This window comes from Polynucleobacter sp. MG-6-Vaara-E2 (assembly GCF_018687695.1).
Classification (GTDB): domain Bacteria; phylum Pseudomonadota; class Gammaproteobacteria; order Burkholderiales; family Burkholderiaceae; genus Polynucleobacter.
Genome location: NZ_CP061303.1, coordinates 1,788,022 through 1,812,996, shown reverse-complemented (window position 1 = coordinate 1,812,996; position 24,975 = coordinate 1,788,022). Strand labels below are relative to the sequence as shown.

Annotated in this window: 23 protein-coding genes and 1 other RNA gene; 12 read left to right on the top strand and 12 right to left on the bottom strand. The window is 45.6% G+C overall.

The features are described from left to right. Positions 1 to 3: 3 nt before the first annotated feature. The 4 genes from ICV38_RS09350 to rnpB all read left to right on the top strand — a co-directional run bounded on the left by ICV38_RS09350 (position 4) and on the right by rnpB (position 4,609). Positions 4 to 1,827, top strand: coding sequence for an ABC transporter ATP-binding protein/permease (locus ICV38_RS09350; protein ID WP_215380582.1), 1,824 nt, complete (start codon positions 4 to 6; stop codon positions 1,825 to 1,827). 9 nt (positions 1,828 to 1,836) lie between these two features. After that, entirely contained in the window at positions 1,837 to 3,177 is a 1,341-nt protein-coding gene (locus tag ICV38_RS09345) for a glycerate kinase (RefSeq protein WP_215380579.1), read from the top strand. Between the two features lies 1 nt (position 3,178). Beyond that, complete coding sequence (gene pyrC / locus ICV38_RS09340; protein WP_215380576.1) at positions 3,179 to 4,237, top strand: dihydroorotase; 1,059 nt, start codon at positions 3,179 to 3,181, stop codon at positions 4,235 to 4,237. A gap of 65 nt (positions 4,238 to 4,302) precedes the next feature. Then, positions 4,303 to 4,609: RNase P RNA component class A (gene rnpB / locus ICV38_RS09335), an RNA gene on the top strand. Here the strand turns inward: rnpB and ICV38_RS09330 are convergent. Continuing rightward, on the bottom strand, positions 4,610 to 5,032 hold the full coding sequence (locus ICV38_RS09330; protein WP_215380575.1) for an OsmC family protein: 423 nt from the start codon (positions 5,030 to 5,032) through the stop codon (positions 4,610 to 4,612). Positions 5,033 to 5,441: 409 nt separating this feature from the next. Here ICV38_RS09330 and rplM point away from each other — a divergent pair, with 409 nt between their 5' ends. From rplM to erpA, 4 genes are all read left to right on the top strand, one after another. After that, entirely contained in the window at positions 5,442 to 5,870 is a 429-nt protein-coding gene (gene rplM, locus ICV38_RS09325) for a 50S ribosomal protein L13 (RefSeq protein WP_068949468.1), read from the top strand. Positions 5,871 to 5,879: 9 nt separating this feature from the next. Continuing rightward, the gene (gene rpsI / locus ICV38_RS09320) at positions 5,880 to 6,281 is read left to right on the top strand and encodes a 30S ribosomal protein S9 (RefSeq protein WP_015422033.1); all 402 of its coding nucleotides are present in this window, start codon (positions 5,880 to 5,882) and stop codon (positions 6,279 to 6,281) included. A 119-nt stretch (positions 6,282 to 6,400) separates the two neighbouring features. Next, positions 6,401 to 7,459, top strand: a complete 1,059-nt coding sequence (gene argC / locus ICV38_RS09315; protein ID WP_215380571.1) for an N-acetyl-gamma-glutamyl-phosphate reductase — start codon at positions 6,401 to 6,403, stop codon at positions 7,457 to 7,459. Between the two features lie 68 nt (positions 7,460 to 7,527). Next, positions 7,528 to 7,902, top strand: coding sequence for an iron-sulfur cluster insertion protein ErpA (erpA, locus tag ICV38_RS09310; protein WP_215380568.1), 375 nt, complete (start codon positions 7,528 to 7,530; stop codon positions 7,900 to 7,902). A gap of 9 nt (positions 7,903 to 7,911) precedes the next feature. Here the strand turns inward: erpA and ICV38_RS09305 are convergent, their stop codons facing one another. After that, positions 7,912 to 9,039 carry an anhydro-N-acetylmuramic acid kinase gene (locus ICV38_RS09305; protein WP_215380540.1) on the bottom strand — a complete coding sequence of 376 codons (1,128 nt, stop codon included), beginning with the start codon at positions 9,037 to 9,039 and terminating at the stop codon, positions 7,912 to 7,914. Positions 9,040 to 9,127: 88 nt separating this feature from the next. Here ICV38_RS09305 and tyrS point away from each other — a divergent pair, with 88 nt between their 5' ends. Then, positions 9,128 to 10,360, top strand: a complete 1,233-nt coding sequence (tyrS, locus tag ICV38_RS09300) for a tyrosine--tRNA ligase (RefSeq protein WP_215380527.1) — start codon at positions 9,128 to 9,130, stop codon at positions 10,358 to 10,360. 9 nt (positions 10,361 to 10,369) lie between these two features. Here the strand turns inward: tyrS and ruvB are convergent, their stop codons facing one another. From ruvB to ICV38_RS09250, 10 genes are all read right to left on the bottom strand, one after another. Further along, positions 10,370 to 11,440, bottom strand: coding sequence for a Holliday junction branch migration DNA helicase RuvB (gene ruvB / locus ICV38_RS09295; protein ID WP_215380524.1), 1,071 nt, complete (start codon positions 11,438 to 11,440; stop codon positions 10,370 to 10,372). Between the two features lie 42 nt (positions 11,441 to 11,482). After that, positions 11,483 to 12,064, bottom strand: a complete 582-nt coding sequence (gene ruvA, locus ICV38_RS09290) for a Holliday junction branch migration protein RuvA (RefSeq protein ID WP_215380512.1) — start codon at positions 12,062 to 12,064, stop codon at positions 11,483 to 11,485. A gap of 29 nt (positions 12,065 to 12,093) precedes the next feature. Next, positions 12,094 to 12,624 carry a crossover junction endodeoxyribonuclease RuvC gene (gene ruvC / locus ICV38_RS09285; RefSeq protein WP_215380509.1) on the bottom strand — a complete coding sequence of 177 codons (531 nt, stop codon included), beginning with the start codon at positions 12,622 to 12,624 and terminating at the stop codon, positions 12,094 to 12,096. Between the two features lie 23 nt (positions 12,625 to 12,647). Beyond that, positions 12,648 to 14,228, bottom strand: coding sequence for a bifunctional phosphoribosylaminoimidazolecarboxamide formyltransferase/IMP cyclohydrolase (purH, locus tag ICV38_RS09280; RefSeq protein ID WP_215380506.1), 1,581 nt, complete (start codon positions 14,226 to 14,228; stop codon positions 12,648 to 12,650). A gap of 54 nt (positions 14,229 to 14,282) precedes the next feature. After that, positions 14,283 to 14,522, bottom strand: a complete 240-nt coding sequence (locus tag ICV38_RS09275) for a helix-turn-helix domain-containing protein (protein ID WP_215380490.1) — start codon at positions 14,520 to 14,522, stop codon at positions 14,283 to 14,285. A 46-nt stretch (positions 14,523 to 14,568) separates the two neighbouring features. Continuing rightward, positions 14,569 to 15,585, bottom strand: a complete 1,017-nt coding sequence (gene dusB / locus ICV38_RS09270; RefSeq protein ID WP_215380487.1) for a tRNA dihydrouridine synthase DusB — start codon at positions 15,583 to 15,585, stop codon at positions 14,569 to 14,571. A gap of 153 nt (positions 15,586 to 15,738) precedes the next feature. Continuing rightward, on the bottom strand, positions 15,739 to 16,896 hold the full coding sequence (locus ICV38_RS09265; protein ID WP_215380484.1) for an FAD-dependent monooxygenase: 1,158 nt from the start codon (positions 16,894 to 16,896) through the stop codon (positions 15,739 to 15,741). Continuing rightward, positions 16,896 to 18,260, bottom strand: a complete 1,365-nt coding sequence (locus ICV38_RS09260; protein WP_215380481.1) for an aminopeptidase P N-terminal domain-containing protein — start codon at positions 18,258 to 18,260, stop codon at positions 16,896 to 16,898. Before ICV38_RS09260 ends, ICV38_RS09265 begins: the two co-directional genes overlap by 1 nt. After that, complete coding sequence (gene murU, locus ICV38_RS09255; protein ID WP_215380465.1) at positions 18,253 to 18,969, bottom strand: N-acetylmuramate alpha-1-phosphate uridylyltransferase MurU; 717 nt, start codon at positions 18,967 to 18,969, stop codon at positions 18,253 to 18,255. The genes ICV38_RS09260 and murU overlap by 8 nt, the downstream gene beginning before the upstream one ends. A gap of 10 nt (positions 18,970 to 18,979) precedes the next feature. Then, positions 18,980 to 19,981 (bottom strand): aminoglycoside phosphotransferase family protein, encoded by a 1,002-nt coding sequence (locus ICV38_RS09250; RefSeq protein WP_215380462.1) that lies wholly within the window; start codon positions 19,979 to 19,981, stop codon positions 18,980 to 18,982. 32 nt (positions 19,982 to 20,013) lie between these two features. On the opposite strand from ICV38_RS09250, the gene ICV38_RS09245 reads away from it, so the two are divergent. The 3 genes from ICV38_RS09245 to pdxA are packed head-to-tail and all read left to right on the top strand — an operon-like array spanning position 20,014 to position 24,975. After that, positions 20,014 to 22,536, top strand: coding sequence for an LPS-assembly protein LptD (locus ICV38_RS09245; protein WP_215380459.1), 2,523 nt, complete (start codon positions 20,014 to 20,016; stop codon positions 22,534 to 22,536). Then, positions 22,533 to 23,993, top strand: coding sequence for a peptidylprolyl isomerase (locus ICV38_RS09240; RefSeq protein ID WP_215380448.1), 1,461 nt, complete (start codon positions 22,533 to 22,535; stop codon positions 23,991 to 23,993). The genes ICV38_RS09245 and ICV38_RS09240 overlap by 4 nt, the downstream gene beginning before the upstream one ends. Beyond that, entirely contained in the window at positions 23,968 to 24,975 is a 1,008-nt protein-coding gene (gene pdxA / locus ICV38_RS09235; RefSeq protein WP_215380445.1) for a 4-hydroxythreonine-4-phosphate dehydrogenase PdxA, read from the top strand. Before ICV38_RS09240 ends, pdxA begins: the two co-directional genes overlap by 26 nt.

Here is a 24,975-nt window from a genome sequence, read left to right as displayed (position 1 = left end):
ACGATGAGACATTCATCGGGACACCAACACGCTAGCGCAGATTCAAAGACACCTCAACGAGGCGATTGGCGCGTTATTCGGGATCTTCTTCCCTACCTTTTGGAGTACCGCTTTAGAGTCATTCTGGCACTGAGTTGCTTAATTGCTGCTAAGTTTGCCAATCTGGGTATCCCAATTTTGATGAAAGAGTTAATCGACTCTTTAGATGTCAAAACAGACTCTCCACAAGCTCTATTGGTAGTTCCTGTTGGCATCATTGTTGCTTATGGGCTGTTACGAATTTCTGCTTCTTTGTTTGCTGAATTGCGTGAAGCCTTGTTTGCTCGGGTCACCCAAAATGCAGTACGCAAAGTAGCCCTCCAAGTATTTGAGCATTTGCATTCATTAGCATTGAGCTTTCACCTGGCTCGTCAGACTGGTGGTGTGAGTCGTGATATTGAGCGTGGTACACGCGGTATTCAATCGCTCATTTCATATTCGCTCTACAGCATTCTTCCAACGCTTATCGAATTCTGTTTAGTGCTGGGTTACTTCGCCTATTCATATGATATTTGGTTTGCAGCAATCACTTTAGTGGCTTTGGTTTTATACATCGTCTTTACTATTGTTGTGACTGAATGGCGTACCCACTATCGCCGCACCATGAATGACATGGACTCGAAAGCAAATCAAAAGGCGATTGACTCCTTATTGAATTTTGAGACTGTGAAGTATTTCGGGAATGAAGCATTTGAGGCTCGTCGTTACGACGAAAATCTACTGCGCTACCAATCTGCAGCCGTGAAGTCGCAGAAGACTCTAGCCTTCTTAAATCTTGGGCAGCAAATCATTATTGCGATTGGCTTGATGCTGATTCTGTGGCGTGCCACTCTTGGTGTAGTGAATGGCACGATGACCTTGGGGGATCTTGTCCTGGTAAATACCTTAATGATTCAGCTGTACATTCCACTGAATTTTTTGGGAGTGATCTATCGAGAAATCAAACAGTCATTAACTGATATGGATCGCATGTTCTCTTTGCTTAACACTGATAAAGAGATTGCTGACTCTCCCAATGCACATCCATTGCATATTGAAAATCAAGGGCATGGGCCAGATGTTCGTTTTGAGCATGTGTCTTTTCACTATGACGCTAAACGTGAGATTCTGCAAGATGTTAGTTTCAATATTCCTGCGGGCACTATTACTGCGGTGGTTGGTCAAAGCGGTGCTGGTAAGAGCACTTTGGCCAGGTTACTTTTTCGTTTTTATGATGTTCAATCAGGAAAGATTGTGATTGACGGTCAAAATATTCAAGAAGTGACCCAAGCCAGCTTACGTAAAGCGATTGGTATTGTTCCGCAAGATACCGTTTTATTTAATGACACGATTGGCTACAACATTGCCTATGGGGATCCATCAGCTAGCATTGAAGAGGTACAAGAGGCGGCTAGAGCGGCGCAAATTGATGGTTTTATCAAGCGCCTTCCTGATGGCTACGATACCCAAGTTGGTGAAAGAGGTTTGAAATTATCGGGTGGTGAAAAACAGCGCGTCGCAATTGCTAGAACTCTCCTTAAAAAACCTGCCATGCTCATTTTTGATGAAGCGACTTCTGCTTTAGATTCCAAAACAGAGAGAGCCTTTCAGGAAGAACTTCTCAGCTTGGCTAAAAATCGTACAACATTGATCATTGCACATCGTCTTTCAACAATCACTCATGCCGATCAAATCTTGGTAATGGATCATGGGCAGATTGTTGAGCGTGGTACGCATCTTGAACTATTGGCCTCTAAGGGAAGATATGCCGAGATGTGGCAAATGCAAGAACGCGCTGCACTTGATTAGAATATCTTGATGAGTCAGCAAAATAATTCACTAGTTTCAACCGAGGCGATTCTGAAAAATGCCTTTGCTGCTGCCGTCGCAGTAGCTGATCCACAAGTGATTGTTCCACAGTATTTAGCAACAATATTTCCGGGCGGACAGGAACCCAAAGGAAAGTGCCTGGTAGTCGGCGCTGGTAAAGCCAGTGCATCTATGGCAAGTGCATTGGAGGTTTATGCAAAGTCACACTGGCCAAAGACCAAAATTGAAGGTGTTGTTCTGACTCGCTACGGACATAGCTCACCTACTTCGCATATCAAGATTGTGGAAGCAGGGCACCCGGTCCCAGATCAGGCTGGTATGGATGGCGCTAAGGAAGTGCTGGCACTAGCAAAACAATTACAGGCTGGAGATGTATTGATTGCCTTGGTTTCTGGAGGTGGCTCTAGCCTTCTCACTCTTCCAGTAGTTGGCATTTCGATTGAAGATATGCGCAAGACTACTGAGGCTCTTTTACGCAGTGGTGCGCCGATTGAAGAGATGAATGTGGTGCGTAAACACTTGTCTGCAATCTTAGGGGGCAATTTGGCAAGAGTTGCAATTGCATGTGGCGCACGAGTGGAAGCATTATTAATTTCAGATGTGACTGGTGACTCCCCGGCAGACATTGCGAGTGGCCCATGCGCCGCTGACTACTCAACATATTTAGATGCACTCAATATCCTAGAAAAATATCGTTTGGGTAGTGATGTTATTCCGGTATCCGTTTTAAATCATCTCAAACAAGGTTTGGCTGGTGAGATACCCGAGACATTAAAAGATGTTGATCTGGTAAATGCGCAAGTCGCCAATCATGTCATTGCAACGGCTTATAAAAGTCTGGAAGCTGCTGCTGATTATGTTCGCGATCAAGGATATGAGCCCATTATTTTGGGCGACACAATTACTGGTGAGGCTCAAGACGTCGGTATCAATCAGGCTCAATTGGCTCGGGAGTATTTTGATAAAGCCACCAAGTCTTTAGCGTTGATCTCCGGTGGTGAATGTACTGTAACCATTCCCGCAGGCCTTAAAGGGCGCGGTGGTCGTTGTAGTGAATATCTACTCTCCCTCTTGGCGGCAAGCTCAGATTTACCCAATATTGCCGCTTTGGCAGCAGACACAGATGGCATTGACGGTAGCGAAAAGAATGCTGGTGCTTGGTTTGATGTTGCCGTTCGAGAATCCGCCAAATCTCAGGGAGTCAAACCAGGGGACTATTTAGCAGGGCATGATTGTTATGGTTTTTTTGCGCAATTAGATGCTTTGGTGGAAACTGGCCCTACACTTACGAATGTGAATGATTTCCGCATCATCTTGCTGAATAAATAATATGTCCAACAGTTCAACCCAAATTCAATTGATTCAGCCAGATGACTGGCATTTGCATATTCGTGATGGCGATGTGATGAGGGATGTATTGGCCGATACTGCTCGTCAATTTGCGCGGGCAATCATCATGCCAAATTTGAAACCACCTGTAACTACTGTAGATTTAGCTAAGGCCTATCAATCTCGCATTGAGGCAAATCTAAGATCATTGGGTATAAGCAGCTTTACACCCCTAATGACTCTGTATCTCACGGATAACACTTCTGCAGAAGAAGTGCGTAAGGCAAAGGCTGAAGGTATCGTTGGATTCAAGCTTTATCCTGCAGGCGCTACGACAAACAGTGATGCCGGTGTCAGCAATATTAAGCATTGCTATAAAGCTCTGGAGGCGATGCAAGTGGTTGGGATGCCATTACTGGTGCATGGCGAAGTCACACACGCTGAGATTGATATATTTGATCGTGAAGCAGTGTTCATCGATGCTGTTCTAGAGCCTTTGCGTAAAGATTTTCCTGAGCTCAAAATGGTGTTTGAGCACATCACTACTAAACAAGCGGCGCATTATGTACGTGATGCTTCGACTGGTGGAAAAAATATAATTGCTGCTACGCTCACCCCTCAACATTTATTGATGAATCGAAACGCGATTTTTGCGGGCGGGATTCGTCCACATAACTATTGTTTACCTGTGCTCAAGCGCGAAGAGCATCGTGTTGCTTTGCTAGAGGCCGCTACGAGTGGCAACTCTCGTTTCTTCTTGGGCACTGATAGTGCTCCGCATGCCAAGGGTGCCAAAGAGGCTGCATGCGGGTGTGCTGGTTGCTATAGTGCTTTCAATGCATTGGGTTTATACGCTGAGGCATTTGAGAGTGTTGGCAAGCTAGATCAATTAGAGGGCTTTGCGAGTTTCTTTGGTCCGGATTTTTATTCATTGCCCCGCAATAGTAAAAAAATCACACTGTCAAAATCAGCACAAAGCATTCCTGCTGAATTACCTTTAGGTGATGCCACGATTGTCCCTTTGCGTGCAGGTGAAACTATTGCCTGGTCGCTGACTTAATTCCCCGTTTCGCTTCAAAACTTTTTACGAGCCAATTTACTCCGTCTGCGTTAGACTGCAGGCGCAGAGTCAATTAGGCAATCGCCGCCTCTTTATTGAGGGGGAGGAAAGTCCGGACTCCATAGGGTAGGGTGATGGCTAACGGCCATCCACGGTGACGTGAGGAATAGGGCCACAGAGACGAGCGTATTTAGTTACGGTGAAACGCGGTAACCTCCACCTGGAGCAATCCCAAGTATGCAGACGATGAGGCGTCCCGCTGAGTCTGCGGGTAGGGAGCTTGAGCCGTTAGGTAACTAACGGCCTAGAGGAATGATTGCCCCTAGATGCGAATCTAGGCGACAGAATCCGGCTTATCGATTGACTCTGCACTTATTCCTCAATGACTTCAACGCTGTAAGTGAGTTCAGCCGTTTTAGCCAACATCGTGGTAGCAGAACAGTATTTTTCGTGAGATAGCTTAACGGCACGATCCACTTTGGCTTGATCCAACTCTTTGCCTTTGACTGTGAAATGCAGATTGATCTTAGTGAAGACTTTGGGGTCCTCGGTCGCCCTTTCTGCCTGAAGAGCCACATCGCAGGCAGTTACAGCTTGCCGAGCCCTTTGTAGGATTAAAACCACATCAAATGCAGAACAACCTCCGGCTCCAGCCAAAAGCAACTCCATGGGTCTTGGGGCTAGGTTTCTGCCTCCAGCTTCGGGCGCGCCATCCATATTTACCAGGTGCCCGCTACCAGTTTCTGCAGAAAAAGCCATGCCGCCATTACCCATCCAAGACACTCGACATTCCATATTAGTGATCCCTAACTTACAAAATTAATCAATATTATCAATAGTTTACCAATTTTTAATAATTTAGAGTTATGGCAGACCAACATAAAAATCTTGATTTTGGTCAATATTATTGCAACGCAGTATGTTCTCAGTGTAGAATAACCACATTGGTAGTCAGTCTTATACAAGACTGCGACTTACCTCCCAGTGTCTCCTCCACCCAAACATAGGTGGATTCCAACCCAGGACTCGTTCCTGGGTTTTTTTTAGGATACAATTCAAGGCTTTACTGGATTTCCGAACTAGTCAGCGGGGATCGTTTTACCAAGTAAATTGCAGAATCTGCGAGCTTGCAAACATAAGCAGGGCCAAGGTGGACGTAGTTTGGTTGGGGTAATTTTTTTTGACTATAACAATTTGAGAAATCATGAAAACTTTTTCCGCAAAATCCCATGAGGTAAAGCGTGAATGGTTCGTGATTGACGCTACGGACAAAGTCCTCGGTCGTGTCGCCAGTGAAGTGGCACACCGTCTACGCGGCAAGCACAAGCCTGAATTCACACCACACGTTGATACTGGCGACTTTATCGTCGTGATCAACTCATCCAAGCTGCGTGTCACAGGCACAAAAGGCTTGAACAAGATCTATTACCGTCATAGCGGATACCCAGGCGGTATCAGTTCGACCAACTTCGACAAGATGCAAGACCGTTTCCCAGGTCGCGCTTTGGAGAAGGCTGTAAAAGGTATGTTGCCAAAAGGCCCACTAGGCTATGCCATGATCAAGAAATTAAAAGTCTATGGCGACGCTAATCATCCGCACACGGCTCAACAGCCTAAAGCGTTAGAGATTTAAGGAAACCAAATGGCTATTAATTACGGAAATTGGAATTACGGTACTGGTCGCCGCAAGAGTTCTGTTGCGCGCGTCTTCATTAAATCTGGCAAAGGCGAAATTACTGTTAACGGTAAGCCTATCGATGCTTATTTTGCTCGTGAAACATCACGCATGATCGCTCGTCAGCCTTTGGCGCTCACAGCCCACTTAACGACCTTTGACATCAAGGTTAACGTTTCTGGTGGCGGTGAAACTGGTCAAGCTGGTGCAGTTCGTCACGGTGTTACACGTGCATTGATCGACTACGACAACGCTTTGAAGCCAACTCTGTCTAAAGCAGGTTTGGTAACTCGCGATGCTCGTGAAGTAGAGCGTAAAAAAGTTGGTCTGCACGGCGCGCGTCGTCGTAAGCAGTTCAGCAAGCGCTAATTCTTTCAGTCGCTTAAGTTTTATCGAAAGGGTCGCGCAAGCGGCCCTTTTTGTTTCTACAATTGAGGTATTCAGAAGTTTTTTAAAAACTTCCCGTAGTTGGTATTTTGGAGAAAGACATGATTAAGGTTGGCATTGTTGGCGGCACAGGATATACCGGAGTGGAATTATTGCGTTTGTTGGCGCAGCATTCTGAAGTCAAAATTGTTGCTATTACATCGCGAACAGAAGCTGGTATGCCAGTAGCTGAGATGTTCCCATCTTTGCGTGGCCATGTTGATCTGAAATTCACTACACCAGATGAAGCAAAGTTAAATGAATGTGATGTGGTGTTTTTTGCAACCCCCCATGGTGTTGCCATGGCACAAGCAAAAGAATTGCTCGCTAACAATGTGAAGATTCTGGATCTTGCAGCTGACTTCCGTTTGAAAGATGTAAAAGAATTTGCTAAATGGTATGGCATGGAACATAGCTGCCCTGAAATTCTGGCTGAAGCAGTTTATGGTTTGGCTGAGATAAATCGTGAAGCGATTAAAAAAGCCCGTATTGTTGGTCTAGCGGGTTGTTATCCAACTTCTGTACAACTAGGCCTTGCCCCACTGCTTTCACCAAAATCTACTGGTGGTAAGCAGTTGATCGATGGCAATCATATTATTTCTGACTCTAAGTCAGGTACATCTGGCGCTGGACGGAAGGCTGAGATTGGCACTTTGCTATCTGAAGCAAGCGATAACTTCAAGGCATATGGAGTTAAGGGTCATCGCCATCTCCCCGAAATTGTTCAAGGTTTAAAAGCCATTGCAGGCCACGACCAAATTGGCCTAACCTTTGTGCCACATCTCACGCCGATGGTGAGGGGCATTCATTCGACTTTGTATGTACGTTTGACAGATGCTGGTCAAGATGTCGATTATCAAAAGCTTTATGAGAACTTCTACAAGGATGAGCCTTTTGTCGATGTGATGCCTGCTGGAAGTCACCCAGAAACACGCTCAGTGCGGGGAAGCAATGGTATCCGGATCGCAATTCATCGTCCTGGTGGCGGTGACACTTTGGTTATTTTGGTGGTTGAGGATAACTTGGTAAAAGGTGCCTCAGGTCAGGGTGTGCAGTGTATGAATTTGATGTTTGGCTTGCCTGAAACTACGGGCCTTACCCAGATTGCTGTATCTCCATAAAGACCCTTCAGCAAGCTGGGCATTTAAAGCCTAAAATAAGCCATACCCATTAGATTTAGGAGTGAACCATGACTGAATTAGCGACACAACCAGCACAAGATTTAGCCGAGCCACCAACCCCGTTGGTGTTTACGGATGCAGCTGCTGCAAAAGTGGCCGATCTGATTGCTGAGGAAGGTAACCCAGAATTGAAATTGCGGGTGTTCGTGCAAGGTGGCGGTTGCTCAGGTTTTCAGTATGGCTTCACGTTTGATGATGCTGTGAATGAAGACGACACTCTTTTTGAAAAGAATGGCGTGACTCTCCTAGTAGATTCAATGAGCTTCCAGTATTTAGTTGGTGCAGAGATTGATTACAAAGAAGATATCAACGGCTCACAATTTGTGATTAAGAACCCAAATGCTACAACTACTTGTGGTTGCGGATCTTCTTTCTCTGCCTAAGAATATTCATTACGCTGGATAGCAAGCACCTAGAATTCTAGATCCCTTCGCTCCTGTGACGGCTGGCAAATTTGCTGGCCGTTTTTCTTTATGGGCCCAAGCAAGCCAAGCAAATGCCAGACCTTCAACGAGCTGTGGATCGATGCCGACTGAATCACTTGTTGTAATTTCAATAGGTTCTTTAAAGAAGTGTTGCGCTTTAACTTTTAATAAATTCATCAAGGCTTTATTTTTTGCACCACCCCCGCAGACAATCAGCTTCTGGGTTTGCGGGGCGTGGCGTAGTAAAGCTTCGAGTGCTGATTGGGCTGTTAGGTGCAATAGGCTTGCTTGTACATCTTCAGCCAGATGATTGTCACTAGCAATTTTTTCTTGTAACCAATTCATATGAAAGTCATCTCGGCCAGTGCTCTTGGGCGGTGCTTTTGCAAAAAATGGATCTGATAACATTTTCGCAAGTAGAGTTTCATTCACAGTTCCTTGTAATGCCCAGCGGCCGCTCTCATCAAAAGCATTTCCTTGATGCTCTTGTATCCAAGCATCCAGCAACATATTTCCGGGGCCACAATCAAAGCCAAAAACTTCACCATTTTTGGAAAGTAAAGTGAGATTGGCAATACCGCCAATATTGAGAATGGCTAAGTTTTTATCCTCTGCAAATTGTTGCGCATGAAAAGCGGGAACCAACGGTGCACCATGTCCGCCTGCTGCAAGATCACGACTTCTAAAGTCGGCGATAACATCAATACCTGTTTTTTCAGCTAGTAGAGCGGGGTTGAGGGTTTGGTGTGTGTATGCAAAGTCACCGAGATGGGGTTGATGACGAATTGTCTGACCATGAGCTCCAATCGCGGCAATATCGGTAGCCCGCAGATTAGCTTTTTTGAGAAGCTGAGTGACCACTACTGCATAGGCCAAGGCCAGGGCGTTACCAGCCTGCTTCTCGCGATGTAGTTCGTTGGACCCGGGAGTCTGTAGTTCAAAAAGGGTTTTACGTAGCTCGGGTGCGAAGGGCTCGCTGACAGCTTCTACTGCGCTGGTTTGGCCATTGGGCCCAATCTTGGCTAAAACAGCATCAATCCCATCTAGGCTGGTGCCAGACATGAGGCCAATGTAGAAAGAATAGGGCTTGGTCATAGGGTTAGGGGCTTCAGTCTCAGTGATGCGACAATTATGCTTTAGCAATTTAAATACTAATTTAACTGAAACAGTTAACCGAATCAGCATGACGGCAAAAGTAGAACAAAAATATCCTTTGACCCCTGAAGTCTTTGCGGCACTCGAAGTCACCAAACGTGGCTGTGATGAGCTATTGGTTGAGGCAGACTGGGTACAAAAGCTGGCGCGTAGCCAAGCTACGAAGACTCCTTTGCGTATTAAGTTAGGTTTAGACCCAACTGCGCCAGATATTCATTTGGGTCACACAGTTGTACTGAATAAGTTACGTCAATTACAAGATTTAGGGCATACAGTTATTTTCTTGATTGGTGATTTCACCAGCATGATTGGCGATCCATCTGGTCGTAATGCAACTCGTCCCCCTTTGACCGCAGAAGAAATTGCAGTCAATGCGGAGACTTACTATCGTCAAGCAAGCATGGTCCTTGATCCTGCTAAAACAGAGGTGCGTTACAACAGTGAGTGGTGCGACCCTCTGGGTGCGCGCGGCATGATTCAGCTTGCCGCTAAACATACTGTTGCTCGCATGTTGGAGCGTGACGACTTTACTAAACGCTATCGTAATGGTGTGCCGATTTCAATCCATGAGTTTTTGTATCCACTCATGCAGGGTTATGACTCTGTAGCACTCAAGAGCGATCTAGAGCTTGGTGGTACCGATCAGAAATTTAATCTCTTAGTTGGCCGTGAACTCCAGCGTGAGTATGGTCAAGAGCCTCAATGTATTTTGACCATGCCGCTCTTGGTGGGTCTAGATGGCGTTGAAAAGATGAGTAAATCTAAAGGCAACTACATTGGCATTAGTGAGCCTGCGGGCGATATGTTTGGCAAGCTCTTGAGTACCTCAGATGATTTAATGTGGGATTACTTTACATTGCTATCGTTCCGCCCCATGTCGGAAATTGATCTCATGAAACAAGAAGTTGCTGCTGGACGTAATCCAAAAGATTGCAAAGTGCTCCTGGCACAAGAAATTGTTGCACGTTTTCATTCGCAGGCTGCTGCAGAGAAAGCTTTAGAAGACTTTAACCACCGTGCTAAAGGCGGTGTTCCAGACGACATCCCAGAAGTAAATATTTCTGGTGCGCCTATGGGTATTGCTGCTCTATTAAAGGCTACTGGATTGGCGCCATCAACATCAGAAGCGATGCGTAATGTGGAGCAAAACGGTGTGAAGATTGACGGTACTACCGTATCGGATAAGCAGGCTAAGATTGAAGCTGGAACCTACGTTGTGCAAGTAGGCAAACGCAAGTTTGCAAAAGTGACGCTTAGTTAACTATTGGGTTTAAATATCTAAGCTTGCTGAACTGCTTGGGGGTGTTAAGCCAAAGTGTTCGTAAGCCTGGCGGGTGGCCATGCGACCCCGCGATGTCCTCTGCAGATAACCCTGTTGGATGAGATAGGGTTCCAAGACATCTTCAATTGTGTCGCGTTCCTCACCAATAGCAGCGGCTAAGTTATCAATCCCGACTGGACCGCCATCAAATTTGTGCAAGATGGCCTCAAGCAGTTTTCTATCCATGACATCAAACCCGCTCGGATCAACATCAAGCATTTTGAGTGCTGCATCAGCCATTACCTTGGTAATCGTCCCAGTGCCTTTTACTTCTGCATAGTCGCGAACACGACGTAATAGGCGGTTGGCGATGCGCGGAGTTCCACGAGCGCGTTTAGCAATTTCTATTGAACCTTCTGGATCAATATTTGCCTTGAGTAAGCTGGCAGAGCGATTAATGATTTTGGTTAGCTCTTCGGTGGTGTAAAACTCAAGTCTGGCCACAATACCAAAGCGATCGCGCAATGGATTGGTGAGCATGCCGGCGCGAGTTGTAGCGCCAATCAAAGTAAAAGGCTTAAGATCGATTTTGACGCTACGTGCAGCAGGGCCTTCTCCAATCATGATGTCAAGACTGTAGTCTTCAAGTGCTGGGTACAGAATCTCCTCTACAACGGGCGAAAGTCTATGAATCTCATCAATAAAGAGCACATCGTTGGCTTCTAAATTGGTTAGCAATGCAGCGAGGTCGCCAGGTCGGTCAAGAACTGGACCGCTAGTTTGGCGCAAGTTCACACCAAGCTCACGCGCAATAATATGCGCAAGCGTAGTCTTCCCAAGGCCTGGTGGGCCAAATAGAAGTACGTGATCTAGGGCTTCTTGACGTGCTCTAGTGGCGCTGATAAAAATTTCTAATTGGGCGCGAGCTTTTGTTTGACCAACGTATTCATCGAGCTGTTTGGGGCGTAATGCTCTTTCAAAAATGGCTTCAGAGTTACCTGCAGCACCGCTTACGATACGGTCATTTTCCTCTGGTAAATCTTCAGGGATAGAGCTGAGGTCGTCTGTATGTATTGCCATGCTGCAAGTGTAGTGCTTATTTTGAATTGCTTCTATTTGGGATTAGGCTTTAGATAAATACTTCAAGCCCATACGGATACCATCGGATACATTGGTATCTGGTGGGATTTGTTTGAGTGCCAAGAGGGCCTCTTTTTCTGAATATCCTAAAGCTAAGAGCGCTTGCAATACTTCGCTATTAGCATCCAAAACTTGAGATTTGCCTGAAGTAAGACCTAGGTCTGGAGCTAATTTGCCTTTGAGCTCTAAGCAAAGACGTTCGGCAGTCTTTTTGCCAATCCCAGGAACTTGTGTCAAACGACCTGCCCCTTGTAGTGCAATTGCTTGGGCTAGTTCATTCACACTCATGCCAGAAAGAACGGCTAAGGCAGTCCTGGATCCGACACCACTGATCTTGATGAGTTGTCTAAATGCCTCACGCTCAGTCTCAGTGGCAAAGCCAAAGAGTTGTTGTGCATCCTCACGCACTTGAAAATGAGTGAGAAGTGTAATTTTTTGACCAGCTTGAGGCAGTTGATACAGTGTGCTCATTGGAACATCTACCTCATAGCCAATGCCTTGGCAATCGACCAAGAGGCGAGGTGGATGAACTGAAACGAGAATGCCTTGTATGCGACCAATCATGTAGAGATCTTAACCTGTGATGTGTATTTTTATTTGCTGCGTTTTTTTGGGGCTAACTTAGGTGCTAAAGCTGTAATGATTGCTTTTGGCATTTGCGCATGATGGGCCGCGCAGATGGCAACCCCTAATGCATCAGAAGCATCCGTACCGGGAGCACGATTGAGTCTTAGTAGACGCTTGACCATTTCTTGCACTTGAGGTTTAGCTGCACGACCCGTACCCACAATCGCTTGCTTGACGCGAAGGGCACTGTATTCAGCAACGGGTAGCTTTTCTGAGACAAGAGCGGCAATTACCGCACCTCTTGCTTGGCCCAGCATCAAGGTTGAGCGGGGATTGACGTTTAAGAACACCTCTTCAATCGCAGCAGATTCTGGACGATACGTTTCTAGAACTTCTTTAACGCCAGCATATAGCGCACCCAAACGCTCTGGCAAGCCTTTGGCTGGATCGCCACTCTCAATGGTTCCAGAGGCTACGTACGTCAGTTTTTGGCCATCAACATCGATGATACCAAAACCGGTGGTACGCAAACCTGGGTCAATTCCTATCCAGCGCATGGGTCTTGGTATTCCCTATTTGCTTAGTGACGGAAATGGCGCGTGCCGGTAAAGATCATGGCAATGCCATGCTCATTCGCTGCGGCAATGATTTCTTCGTCACGCATACTGCCGCCTGGCTGAATGGCGCAGCTTGCTCCACCATTCACCACTACATCCAGGCCATCTCGGAATGGGAAGAAAGCATCACTCGCAACTGCTGAGCCCTTAAGACTTAAGCCAGCATTCTCAGCCTTGATGCTAGCCATCCTTGCAGAGTCAACACGGCTCATTTGGCCTGCGCCAATACCCAGCGTCATACCATTAGCGCAATACACAATCGCATTGGATTTTACAAATTTGGCAACACGCCAAGCAAACATCATGTCATTCATTTCACTTGGCGTAGGCTGTCTTTGGCTAACAACGCGCATCTCACTCTGAAGTACATTCTTGGCATCGGGCGACTGTACTAGTAAGCCACCACCAACTCGCTTGAAGTCAAATGTATTAAATGCATTACCCAGTGGAATTTCCAAGAGACGTACATTTTGCTTAGAAGCAAAAACCGCTTTTGCCTCATCACTGAAGCTTGGCGCAATTAATACTTCAACAAATTGTTTAGAAATTTCTTGGGCAGCAGCACCATCACATGGAGTGTTGAAAGCAATAATGCCTCCAAATGCTGAACTGGGATCGGTTTTGAAGGCCTTTTGATAGGCTTCTAGCGCTGATGAACCTACGGCTACTCCGCAAGGGTTGGCATGCTTGATGATGACGCAGGCAGCAGCCCCGCCAGCATTTCCTGTAAAACTTTTTACACATTCCCATGCAGAGTCTGCATCAGCAATATTGTTGTAAGAGAGTTCTTTGCCTTGCAATTGTTTATAGTTTGCGAGCGCGCCTGCCACTGGATGGATATCTTTATAGAAGGCTGCAGACTGGTGTGGATTCTCACCATAACGCATCTCTTGAACTTTTTCAAAAGCAAGATGCAAGGTTTCTGGGTAAGCAGAACGTGCTTTGTGGTTCAGGTCATCGCCCAGTGCAGAGAGGTAATTAGCGATTGCGCCATCGTACTGTGCTGTATGTGCAAATACTTTTTTGGCTAGTGCCAGATTCGTTTTATATGAAACTACATTCTTATTGGCTTTCATTTCCGCTAGTACTGGTGCGTAGTCTTCAGGAGAAATGAGTACGGTGACATCTTGATGATTTTTAGCGGCCGCTCGCAACATGGCTGGACCACCAATGTCAATATTTTCTACAGCATCTTCGAATGAACAATTCTCTTTGGCAACCGTTTCATTAAATGGGTAGAGGTTGATCACTAGCATGTCGATGGTATCGATGCCGTACTCTTTTAGGGCTGCCATATGCTCAGGAAAGTCTCTACGTGCTAATAAGCCTCCATGCACCATTGGGTGAAGGGTCTTGACACGACCATCAAGCATTTCTGGGAACTTGGTTAAAGAGGACACTTCAACTACTGGCAAATTGTTTTCAGCCAATAACTTAGCAGTCCCGCCTGTAGAGATAAGTTTGATGCCTTGCTCATGAAGGGCTTTAGCGAAAGGCACAATGCCATTTTTATCGGAGACGGAGAGAAGGGCTGTACGGATCATAAGTTTTAGAAGATTCAATAAATGGCTGGGTGATGGCTGGGGAATGATTTCTGCTTACTTGAGTAATTGGTGTTCAACAAGCTTTTTATGTAAGGTATTGCGGTTGATGCCAAGGTATTGGGCTGCCAAAGACTGATTGTGTTTGGCGTGTTGCATGACGAGCTCCAGCATTGGTTTTTCAACTACCGCCAATACCATTTGGTAAATATCACTTGGTGGGGTTCCTTTGAGATCACTCAGATAACCTTGAAGTTGGGTTTCAATACATTCGGTAATGGGGTGCTTATCGTTCATAAATATTTCTATAAATCCTAATAACTAACATCTAAAAATAAAAAAATTATGCGGCCTCTAAAAACAGCAGGCGATCAGAATGAGATTTCATCTCATCAAAATAATCATTGACCATTTGTAATTGGGTTTTGCAATCATCGGCAGTATTCATGCGTTGACGGAATGCATGTGAGTCGCGCAATCCTTTGCAGTACCAGCCAATATGTTTGCGAGCTGTGCGAAGGCCAATATGCTCACCATAGAACTCGTAGTGATCCAAAAGATGGGCATTCATAATGCCTTGAATCTCATTGATTTCTGGGGTCGGCAGCTTGCCTCCGGTCTCTAGGTAGTGATTGATTTCGCGGAAGATCCAAGGGCGCCCTTGAGCTGCTCGACCTATCATGATGGCATCTGCACCAGTAGTCTTTAAAACAAATTCTGCTTTTTCAGGTGTATTGATATCGCCGTTAGCGACTACTGGTATTCCTACGCTGTTTTTAACTGCAGTAATCGTTTCGTATTCTGCTTCTCCGTGATACAGATCGGCACGTGTTCTTCCGTGAACAGTGAGCAGGGAGATGCCAGATTTTTCTGCAAGGCGAGCAATCTCCATCGCATTTTTATGTTCACGATCCCAGCCGGTACGAATTTTTAAAGTGACCGGTACAGCATCTGGACCAATTCCAACTGCATTAACAACGGCTTCTAGAATTTGTTGCACCAATGGTTCATCACGCAACAGGGCTGAACCTGCTGCAACATTGCAGACTTTCTTTGCAGGACAACCCATGTTGATATCAATAATTTGTGCGCCATGATTTACGTTGATTTTTGCAGCCGCCGCCATCATCGCGGGATCGGCGCCAGCAATTTGAACTGCGATGGGCTTGAACTCACCAATATGATTTGCACGCCGTTGAGTTTTTTCACTCTTCCAAAGAAGGGCGTTTGAGGCCACCATTTCTGAGACTGCATAGCCTGCACCCAATGTCTTGCATAGCTGCCTAAATGGACGGTCTGTTACCCCAGCCATCGGGGCTACAAAGAGTCTATTTGCGAGAGTATGGGGGCCAATCTTCATCTATCGGGGCTTATGCTGGAGCGGGGATTTTCGTGTCTTGCGGAAAGCATGACACTTTAGCACAGTCAGGTCTAAATCTGCCTATTTTTTAGGCAGATTTAATGATTAAAGCCAAAATAGAAAGACTTAGATTTTGAGGGCTATTAAAGCCTTTTAGCGCCTACCAAACATCATCTGGCGAGCTAAGGCTGTCTTCACTGGCGGAAGCCACTGAAGGGCTGTTAGAGCCAATCCTCGAGCCATCACGATTGGAGCAAGATTGGAGGTAAATACTCTAGCCATAAAGTCAGTTAGACCAATGGTCGTTGTTCGATCGGCCTTACGACTTTGCGCATAACTTTCTAAAGTATTTTGTATTTCAACTGACGTTTGTTCTGAAGCTGAGCCTGAAAAGAGACCCGCTAATTTCTCGGATAGCAAGAACGCATCACGTAGCCCCAAGTTCAAGCCTTGTCCTGCAACGGGATGCAAAGTTTGCGCAGCATTACCAATCCATACTTCGTTATCTTTTGTGATTTGCTTGCGGTAGTTCAAGCCAAGTTCATATAAACGACGATCTCGAATTCTGAGAAAACGCCCAATACGTGATCCAAACTCTAGTTGCAAGGAATGAAGAAAATCTTGGTCGCTGAGTCGTAAGCGCTCTTTTGAAGACTCTGGTGATCCGCACCAAACAAGATTAAGAATGTTGTCGCCATAGTGACTGGGCAGTACCGCTAAAGGACCTTCTGCTGTAAAACGCTCCCAAGCTTGATGAGGTATAGCATTTTCTACTTCAACTAGGCCCACTAGAGCTGATTGTCCGTAGTCTCTTCCAGATTCGACCCAATCTTGTTTTTTAAATAGGCCGCCCTCTGCATGCACCACACAGCGGGCATTCATGGACACATGCTCAGTATTACTATCAATATGTTCCCAAACGAAATTTGGACTCTTTGCTTGAATGTTTCTGAGGGTCTGACGAAGGGTGATATGAATATCGCGATAGCGAATAATATGACCAAGGGCCTCTTGATTAAGTTCTTCGCGAGTCATCAGTGCGCGACCAAAGCGGCCTGCTTGTGAAACATGAACACGATGAATATCGGCGCAATCTGCTGGCCACGCATCGATCGTATCCAGCAAGAGTTTGCTTCCATGTGATAGTGCGATGCCCCTACTATCTGCGTTTACGAGATCTTCGTCCTTGATGGGGTTGCGATCTAGTAGCGTGAGTTTAGCCTCTGGAAATTTCTGCAAGATCCAGGATGCGCAGGCAAGACCAACAGGCCCACCACCTTGAATTGATATATCGCAAGCTTTTGAACTCATTATTGGTTTTTCATGAGTGCTTCAATTTCATCGGCCTTAACTGGCACGCCGCGAGAAATTAATTCGCAACCAGAGTCATTGATAACAGCATCATCCTCGATGCGGATGCCAATATTCCAGAAGGATTCATCAATATCATCGGCGGGTCTGATGTATAGACCCGGCTCAATAGTAATCACCATGCCACTTTTGAGAATCCGCCAGGGTTTCTCTTTCTGCTGGGTGCTAATGGGTTCACGGTAAGAGCCTACATCATGAACATCCATACCCAGCCAATGAGAAGTCCGGTGCATATAGAAACGTCGATAGGCTCCAGACTCAATCGCATTCTCCAGCGAACCCACTTCAGCTAGCTTAAGAAGTTTTTCATCAAGCAAGCCCTGGGTAAGGACTTTGAGCGCAGCATCATGGGGTTCTATGAATGTATTGCCAGGCTTTGTTACTGCAATAGCCGCCTCTTGCGCTGCTAAGGTAATGTCATAGAGCGCTCGCTGAGGCCCGGTAAATTTTCCGTTCACCGGAAATGTGCGCGTGATATCGGATGCATAGCCATCTAATTCGCAGCCAGCGTCGATTAAGCAAAGCTCACCGCTGCGTAATTCGGTTGAGCCGGCTCGATAGTGCAGGATGCAAGAGTTAGCTCCTCCTGCAACAATGCTGTTGTAAGCCACACTTTGTGAGCCGCTATTACGAAACTCGTGAAGTAATTCAGCCTCGAGTTGATACTCTCGCATGCCAGGTTTACAGGCTCGCATAGCACGTATGTGCGCGCGCGCAGAGATTGCAGCTGCACGACGCATAATGTCAATTTCGTGAGTATCTTTGAACAAACGCATTTCATGAATCAATGTATCGACATCATGAAATTCTGTTGGTGCATTAATGCCGCTACGGGCTTGCCCACGTACCTGTTTCATCCAGTGACGTATACGGCCATCCGTTTCTGCGCTTTCAGCTAGGCGTGTATAAATTGCATTTTGATCTGCCAATAATTCACCAAGCTTTTGGTCTAACTCTTGATTGCTGTGCGCAAACTCGATACCTAAAACCTGAGGTGCAGCTTCTGGTCCGAGGCGAATGCCGTCCCAGATTTCTCGCTCAAGATCTTTGGGTCTGCAAAATAAATGGGATTCGGTTACAAAGCTTTTTCCATTGGGCACGACATTGATCACCAAGGTGGAGCCAGGCTCTTCAAATCCTGTTAGGTAGAAAAAATCGCTGTCATGGCGATAGGGAAATTCGCTATCGCGATTACGTGCAACTTCAGGCGCGGTCGCAATAACAGCAATACCGCCGCCAGTCTTGCCAAAAATTTCTTTAGCTAATGCATTTCTGCGAAGCTGGTATATGTCCGTTTTATTCATATGCTGCATTAAGCTCTTGTAAGCGTTGCGGTGTACCTACATCGTGCCACGGACCGACATATTTTTCACCGGACACTTTATTTTGCTCCATAGCTGCAATGAGGAGGGGTGCTAGTTTGGCAGGCACCCCTATAGCTAGATCCTTGAATAAATCCTTGTGATAAAGGCCGATTCCAGAAAAAGTCAATTTTTCACCTGCACCTAGATTTAGGGCGCTAATTTGTGAGTCCTCTAGGAAAAAATCACCTTCAGGATGCTGCACAGGATTTGGAACCATCAAAAGATGTGCCAATGGTTTATTTGAGGCAGCCCTGAATATTGCGACTTTCGCCAAAATATTGTTGATGGGCAAATTAGGGCTGAATACATCACCATTAATCACCATGAAATAATCCTCGGGTTTAAGAAGGGGCAAAGCCTTGGCAATTCCACCTGCAGTTTCTAATGCAGTTCCTTCGGGTGAGTATTGAATATGAAGGCCAAATTGCGATCCATTACCCAATGCATGCTCAATTTTTTCCCCCAGCCAGGCGTGATTAATCACTACATCTTGAATGCCCGCTTTTCTAAGCGCCCCTAAATGCCACTCCAACAAAGATTTATTTTGAATTTTGAGTAAAGGCTTTGGTAAATCATCCGTTAGAGGGCGCATACGTTCGCCACGTCCAGCAGCCAGTAAAAAACAAGGTATGCGATCCTGTTGACTCATGTTGTATGAATTAGTCTGTATTGGCTCGAGTAGATTCCAAAATACGAGCCAATGGTTTTAGTTCAATATATCGATTTGCTGTGGCAATTGCATACCCCAAAACGAGTGGAATATCTTTAAGGTAACCATCTTTACCATCACGATGAGAGAGTCTTGCAAAAATTCCCAAAATCTTAAGATGGCGTTGTAAGCCCATCCATTCAAAGTCGCGATAAAACTGTCCAAAATCATTTGGCATTGGCAAGCCAGCTTTACGTCCCTCTTCCCAAAACTTAATAACCCAATCAATCACACGCTCTTCGGGCCATGCAATATAAGCATCACGCCATAGAGATGAAGCATCATAAGTAATGGGGCCGTATACAGCATCCTGAAAATCGATAACGCCCGGATTATTTTTCTCAGTCACCATTAAATTACGGGAATGGTAATCACGATGAACATAGACTTTTGCTTGTGCTAAATTATTTTCAATAATGAGCGCAAAAGATTTTTTGAGTTGCTCAGATTGTTGTTCATCGAGATCAATATCGAGATGCTTTTTTAAATACCACTCTGGGAACAAATCAAGCTCTCGCTGTAATAATGATTCATTATAGTTTGGTAATACATTTGGCTTACTGGCTAATTGCATTTGTATCAGTGCATGTGTTGCATCTTGATATAAGTGATTCGCTGTTTCATTATTTAGTTTTGCAAGGTAAGTCTCATTACCAAGATCATTGAGCAAAAGAAAGCCCTCGGTTGCATTCTGTTCCAAAATTTCCGGCACATTTAAACCTGCTTCAGAAAGCAACAAATCGACTTTAATAAAAGCATCTAAAGGCTCATGTTGGGGCGGGGCATCCATCACGATCAAAGTCCCAAAATTGGGGTTTTTGGACGTAATTCGAAAATAGCGTCGAAAGCTGGCATCAGATGAGGCGGGCACCAAGGAGGCAAGATCTAATTGCCAGCTAGCTTCTAGGGCTTTTAGCCAGTGATGGAGGGTGTTTAGGCGTAAGTCAGTCATGGTCGATTCGTATAATAAGGCGGTCTGGATCTATGAGTCATTATCGCCTTCGCGCCGGCCTTCGCGCCCCTCTTTTTTTGCATGTAGCCCTGCGCATCACGATGGGGATCGCATTGCTTCATTTTGTATTTTTTGCAAGAGCTCAGGCGCCCGCTGCTTTACCCCCAGTTTCTCAGGCAACTCAGAATTTCACACTCTTGCCAGATCGTGGAAATGTCACCGTCTTAAAGTTGGATGATCAACTTCGTGTGGGTAAGCCAATTGCCGATGGACAAGCTTTGACATTTACTTCAAGCGATGTAATCGATGGTGTTGTTGAGCGTGATATGCATTTGAAAGGGCGTGCGCAAATTCGACGTAACGGCGCTGTTCTCAAGGCGGATGAAATTACTTATAACCCCGACACTGATAATGCTGACTTGCTTGGCAATGCGGAGTTATCTAAGGGTAACACCACTTTCAAGGGTCCGAAAGGTCAATTTAAGGTGGATGCTCGTGAAGGTTCGATGGAAACGCCGACCTATGAGCTGAGAGATACACGCGGAAATGGCACCGCAAAAAAACTGACTATTGAAAACTCTGACATATTTGTATTTGATAAAGCCACCTACACTACTTGCACGCCAGAAAATATGGACTGGTATTTCACGGCAAGTAGTTTAGAGATTGATAATGAACAAAAAGAAATGGTTGGTACCAATGGTGTGATGCGCTTCTTTAATGTTCCGATTGCTTACGTGCCTTACTTCACTGCCCCAACATCGGGTGAGCGCAGAACAGGCTTGTTAGCACCAGTCGTTGGATACAACTCGAACAATGGTTTAGATATTACTCAGCCTTATTACGTCAACATTGCGCCGAATCGCGACTTGTTGTTGCTTCCTCGCGAAATGAATCATCGCGGTTTGATGTTAGGAGCGTCTTATCGTTTCTTGGATAAAGAATATTCTGGAGTGGCAACTGGCGAATACTTACCCTACGATAAACAAACAGGAAGCAATCGCTGGAAATACGATTGGCAGCAACGTCAAATTTTTGACGGTGGTGTTGGTCCTGGTGGTGCACCATTGCCCGGGTCATGGAATGGTTATGTCAATATGGCGCGGGTCTCGGATAGCCTATACCCAACTGATTTTTCACAAAGTATTGCGGGACAGGTTACCAGTCAGTTCCGTCAGGAGGCTGGCACTAGTAAGCAATTAACTGGTGAGTTAAGTAATTGGACGGTTGGTGCCAAAGCTGCAAGCTTTCAAACTTTGCAGCCAGACCCTAATAATTTAGTGCAAGCGCCATATAACGTATTGCCAAACATTACTGCTGCATACAATAGTCAGTTAAGTCCGGTAGTTTCAGATCCTAGTGGTCGGTATTTAGCTTTGTCTACTGGGCCAAAGACCACTTTCTCAACAGATTACACACGCTTTGCCTATGCATTGGGAAGTAACTTTAATGCACCACCTCCGGGCGCCTATACCCAGGCTGACAGAACAGTGGTCAAAGGCGCGCTGTCGCTTCCGCAGATCACGCCTGGATATTACGTTACGCCTACCGTGAGCTTTCAGTCGAATACTTATAACGCTACTCCTTATGTTTCCGGAAGCGTGCCGAACGCTCAGGGATTTACGATTCCGACATTCAGCTTGGATTCTGGACTGGCATTTGAGAGAGAGGCCTCTGAGCTAAAAGGTTTTTTTGGGCGCGATATGTTGCTCACCATGGAGCCAAGAGCGTTTTATGCCTTCACTCCGTATCAAAGTCAGGCTAATACACCAGTATTTGATACGGCTGACGCAGGTTTCGGCGTTTCGCAAATCTTTACAGCAAACACATTTATTGGTAATGACCGTGTTGCCGACTCCAATGCGGCTACCTTAGGTTTAACCAGTCGAATGATTGAGGCAAATACAGGCGCTGAGCGTGCGAACGTAACACTTGCCCAAAAGCAGCAATTTACCGGGCAAAAAGTTGGTTTGAATGGAAACATCGCCAACCCAACTACATACTCGGATACCTTGGGTTCTGCTTCAGTGCGCTTACTCGGTAATTTCAGCGCGGATATGTTTGGTCAGTACAACACACAATTAAATCGTTTTGTGCAAACAACCGTAGGCGCAAGTTGGCGACCAACGCCTGGAAGAAGCTTAAATTTTGGATATCGCAACGTTTGGTCACCACCTTTGCAGGCGTCCATTCAAAATAACCAAGTTGCTACACCTGCTGCCACCAAGACAGACCAATACAATATTTCAGGTCAATGGCCGCTTACCAGAGAAGTTTCTGTATTGGGGCGCTGGGGATATGATGCTTTAACGATTAAAACCTTGAATACTTTGGTTGGCTTAGAGTGGACCAGGGATTGTTGGACTTTCCGAGGCGCCTACTCACAGGCAGTCAATACTTCTCTTATCACGACTACTCAAGTGCTCTTTCAGATCGAATTTAGGGGCTTTGCTAGCGCTGGTAGCAACCCAGTTGATATCATGAAGCTAAACGTTCCTGGGTATATGCCAACTTCAAAGCCTATCCCACCATCCATATATGAGAACTATCAATGACGCTTTATAGAATTAGCTTGAAATCATTTGTTTGCACCATATTCTGTTTGGGTATGTCCGCTATATTTGGTTACGCAGGAGCGCAAGATGTGTCAAAGGCGAATGTAGCAACTGATAGCAAGATTCGTAATATTGACGGCGTTGCTGCCGTGGTCAATACTGGTTATGTAACGCGCAAAGAAATTGACGATCGAATTGTTGCGTTAAAAAAACAGGGGGCAAAGCTTCCGGACGATGGCTCCTTGCGAAAGGTGATTCTTGAGCGCTTGATTATTGAAAAAATTCAACTTCAGAATGCTGAGCAAGAAGGTGTTGTTGTAACAAATAAAGAGCTCGATAAAATCATCTATGATATTGCAGAAAAAAATAAAATTAGTGTTGCTGAGTTCAAGTCCAAAGTTATTGCTTCTGGGAGTACCTTTGAGAGATATAAGCAGCTATTACGTGATGATGTGATTCTCTCGCGATATCGTGAGCGCGAGGTTGAAGGAAAGATTAAGATTTCAGATGCTGAAATTGATAATTTCATCTCCGAGAAAACTCGAGCTATGAATGGTGGCAGTGCTCCGCGCTCAGCTCCAGTGGCTAAGGGTGAGCCAGAAGAAATTGATGTTGCCCAGATTTTTATTCCCATCGATTCCTCGGCTGGGGTTGGTTCTCAGGCTGAAGCCAAAAAGAAAGCAGATCAATTACTGCGTGATGCTAAGGGTGATGTCGATTTTCTGCAGCTAGGTGCTATGGCCGCAAAAGAAAATCCCAAGATTAAATTTCAAGATTTAGGCTACCGCACACCAGATAGACTCCCTCAGCTATTCTATGAAGCCATTCGGAATACCGGTGGTGGTCAAGTTGCAAATGCGGTCATCAAAAGTCCTGCTGGGTATCACGTCCTTAAGGTATTGGATCGTCGTGCAGTGGTGGTCGGCACAACCCCGCAACCACAGGCTACTCAACAAGAAACCTCTCCAGGCGCACCACAAAATATTCCCATTACTCAAACAATGGCACGCCATATCTTATTGCGTAATCGTGCCGGTTTAAGTGATCAAGACGCGGAACGTCGTCTTGCAGGTTATCGTGATCAGGTACGCGCTAAGACTGCCGATTTTGGCGAGCTTGCTAAAAAGTTTTCGGAGGATGGTTCTGCGTCAAATGGCGGAAATCTTGGCTGGATGGGGCCTGGTGATCTAGTTCCTGAATTTGAGCAGGCTATGAACCGTTTACAGATTGGCGAGGTGAGCAATCCTATCAAGACAGAGTTTGGCTGGCATTTGATTCAGGTTTTAGAACGCCGTGAAGCGCAGCTTACTGTTGAGAAGCAGCGTCAATTTGCCCGTGCAGCCATCCGTGAAAGAAAATTTGAGCAAGCCTATCAAGATTGGTTACGTGAATTAAGAGATACGGCTACTGTCAAAATATTAAACGTTGACGATGCAGCAACAAGTGCCCCTCGTTAATTTAGTAGTAACCACCGGTGAGCCTGCAGGCATTGGCCCTGAAGTTTCGGTAACGGCTGCAAAGCATTTCATTGCTGAGCAACAGGATGTAACTATCACCCTATTGGGTGATCCGGCCCTGTTTGATGACCTGAATAAAAACTATTTAAATGCTTCTGAGCGCTTACAAACTCAACCTATTCAATTAGTAGCGCCGATGCAGGCAGGAATTTTGAACCCTCTGAATGCTCAATACGTTATTAATACCTTGAATCAAGCAATTGATGGTTGTATTGATGGGCGTTTCGATGCCATGATTACTGCGCCGATTCAGAAGAGTGTCATTAACTTGGCTGGTACGGCGTTTACTGGCCATACAGAATATTTAGCAGAGCGTTGTGAGACAAGTCATGTAGTGATGATGCTTTGCGCCACTCTTCCAAAAGGTTTTTTAAATCTCAAAGCCTCTAGAGAATTGAGAGTAGCTCTTGCTACTACTCATTTACCATTACAGGAAGTCTCTGCTGCGCTGACGCGCGAGCATATTCTTGAAACCATACAAATAGTGCAGCATGATTTACGTGTTAAGTTTGCCATTCCCAATCCTGTGATTCGTGTTGCGGGACTAAATCCTCATGCAGGTGAGTCTGGCTATTTGGGTCGAGAGGAAATTGAAATCATCAGTCCTGCAATCGAGTCTGCAAAAAAACTTGGGATTAATGTTTCTGGCCCCTATCCTGGCGATACTTTGTTTGATCCAGATTCACTAGAAACCGTTGATGCTTATATTGCGATGTACCACGATCAGGGCTTGGCACCATTTAAGTTTGTGACTTTTGGCGGTGGTGTTAACTTTACCTTAGGTTTGCCGATTATTCGCACTTCTGTTGATCATGGTACTGCCCTGGATATTGCTGGAAAAGGAATCGCAGACTCTAGATCCATGCTAGAAGCACTACGTTTGGCTTATCAACTGGCGCTCAATCAAAAAAAGAAGACTTAG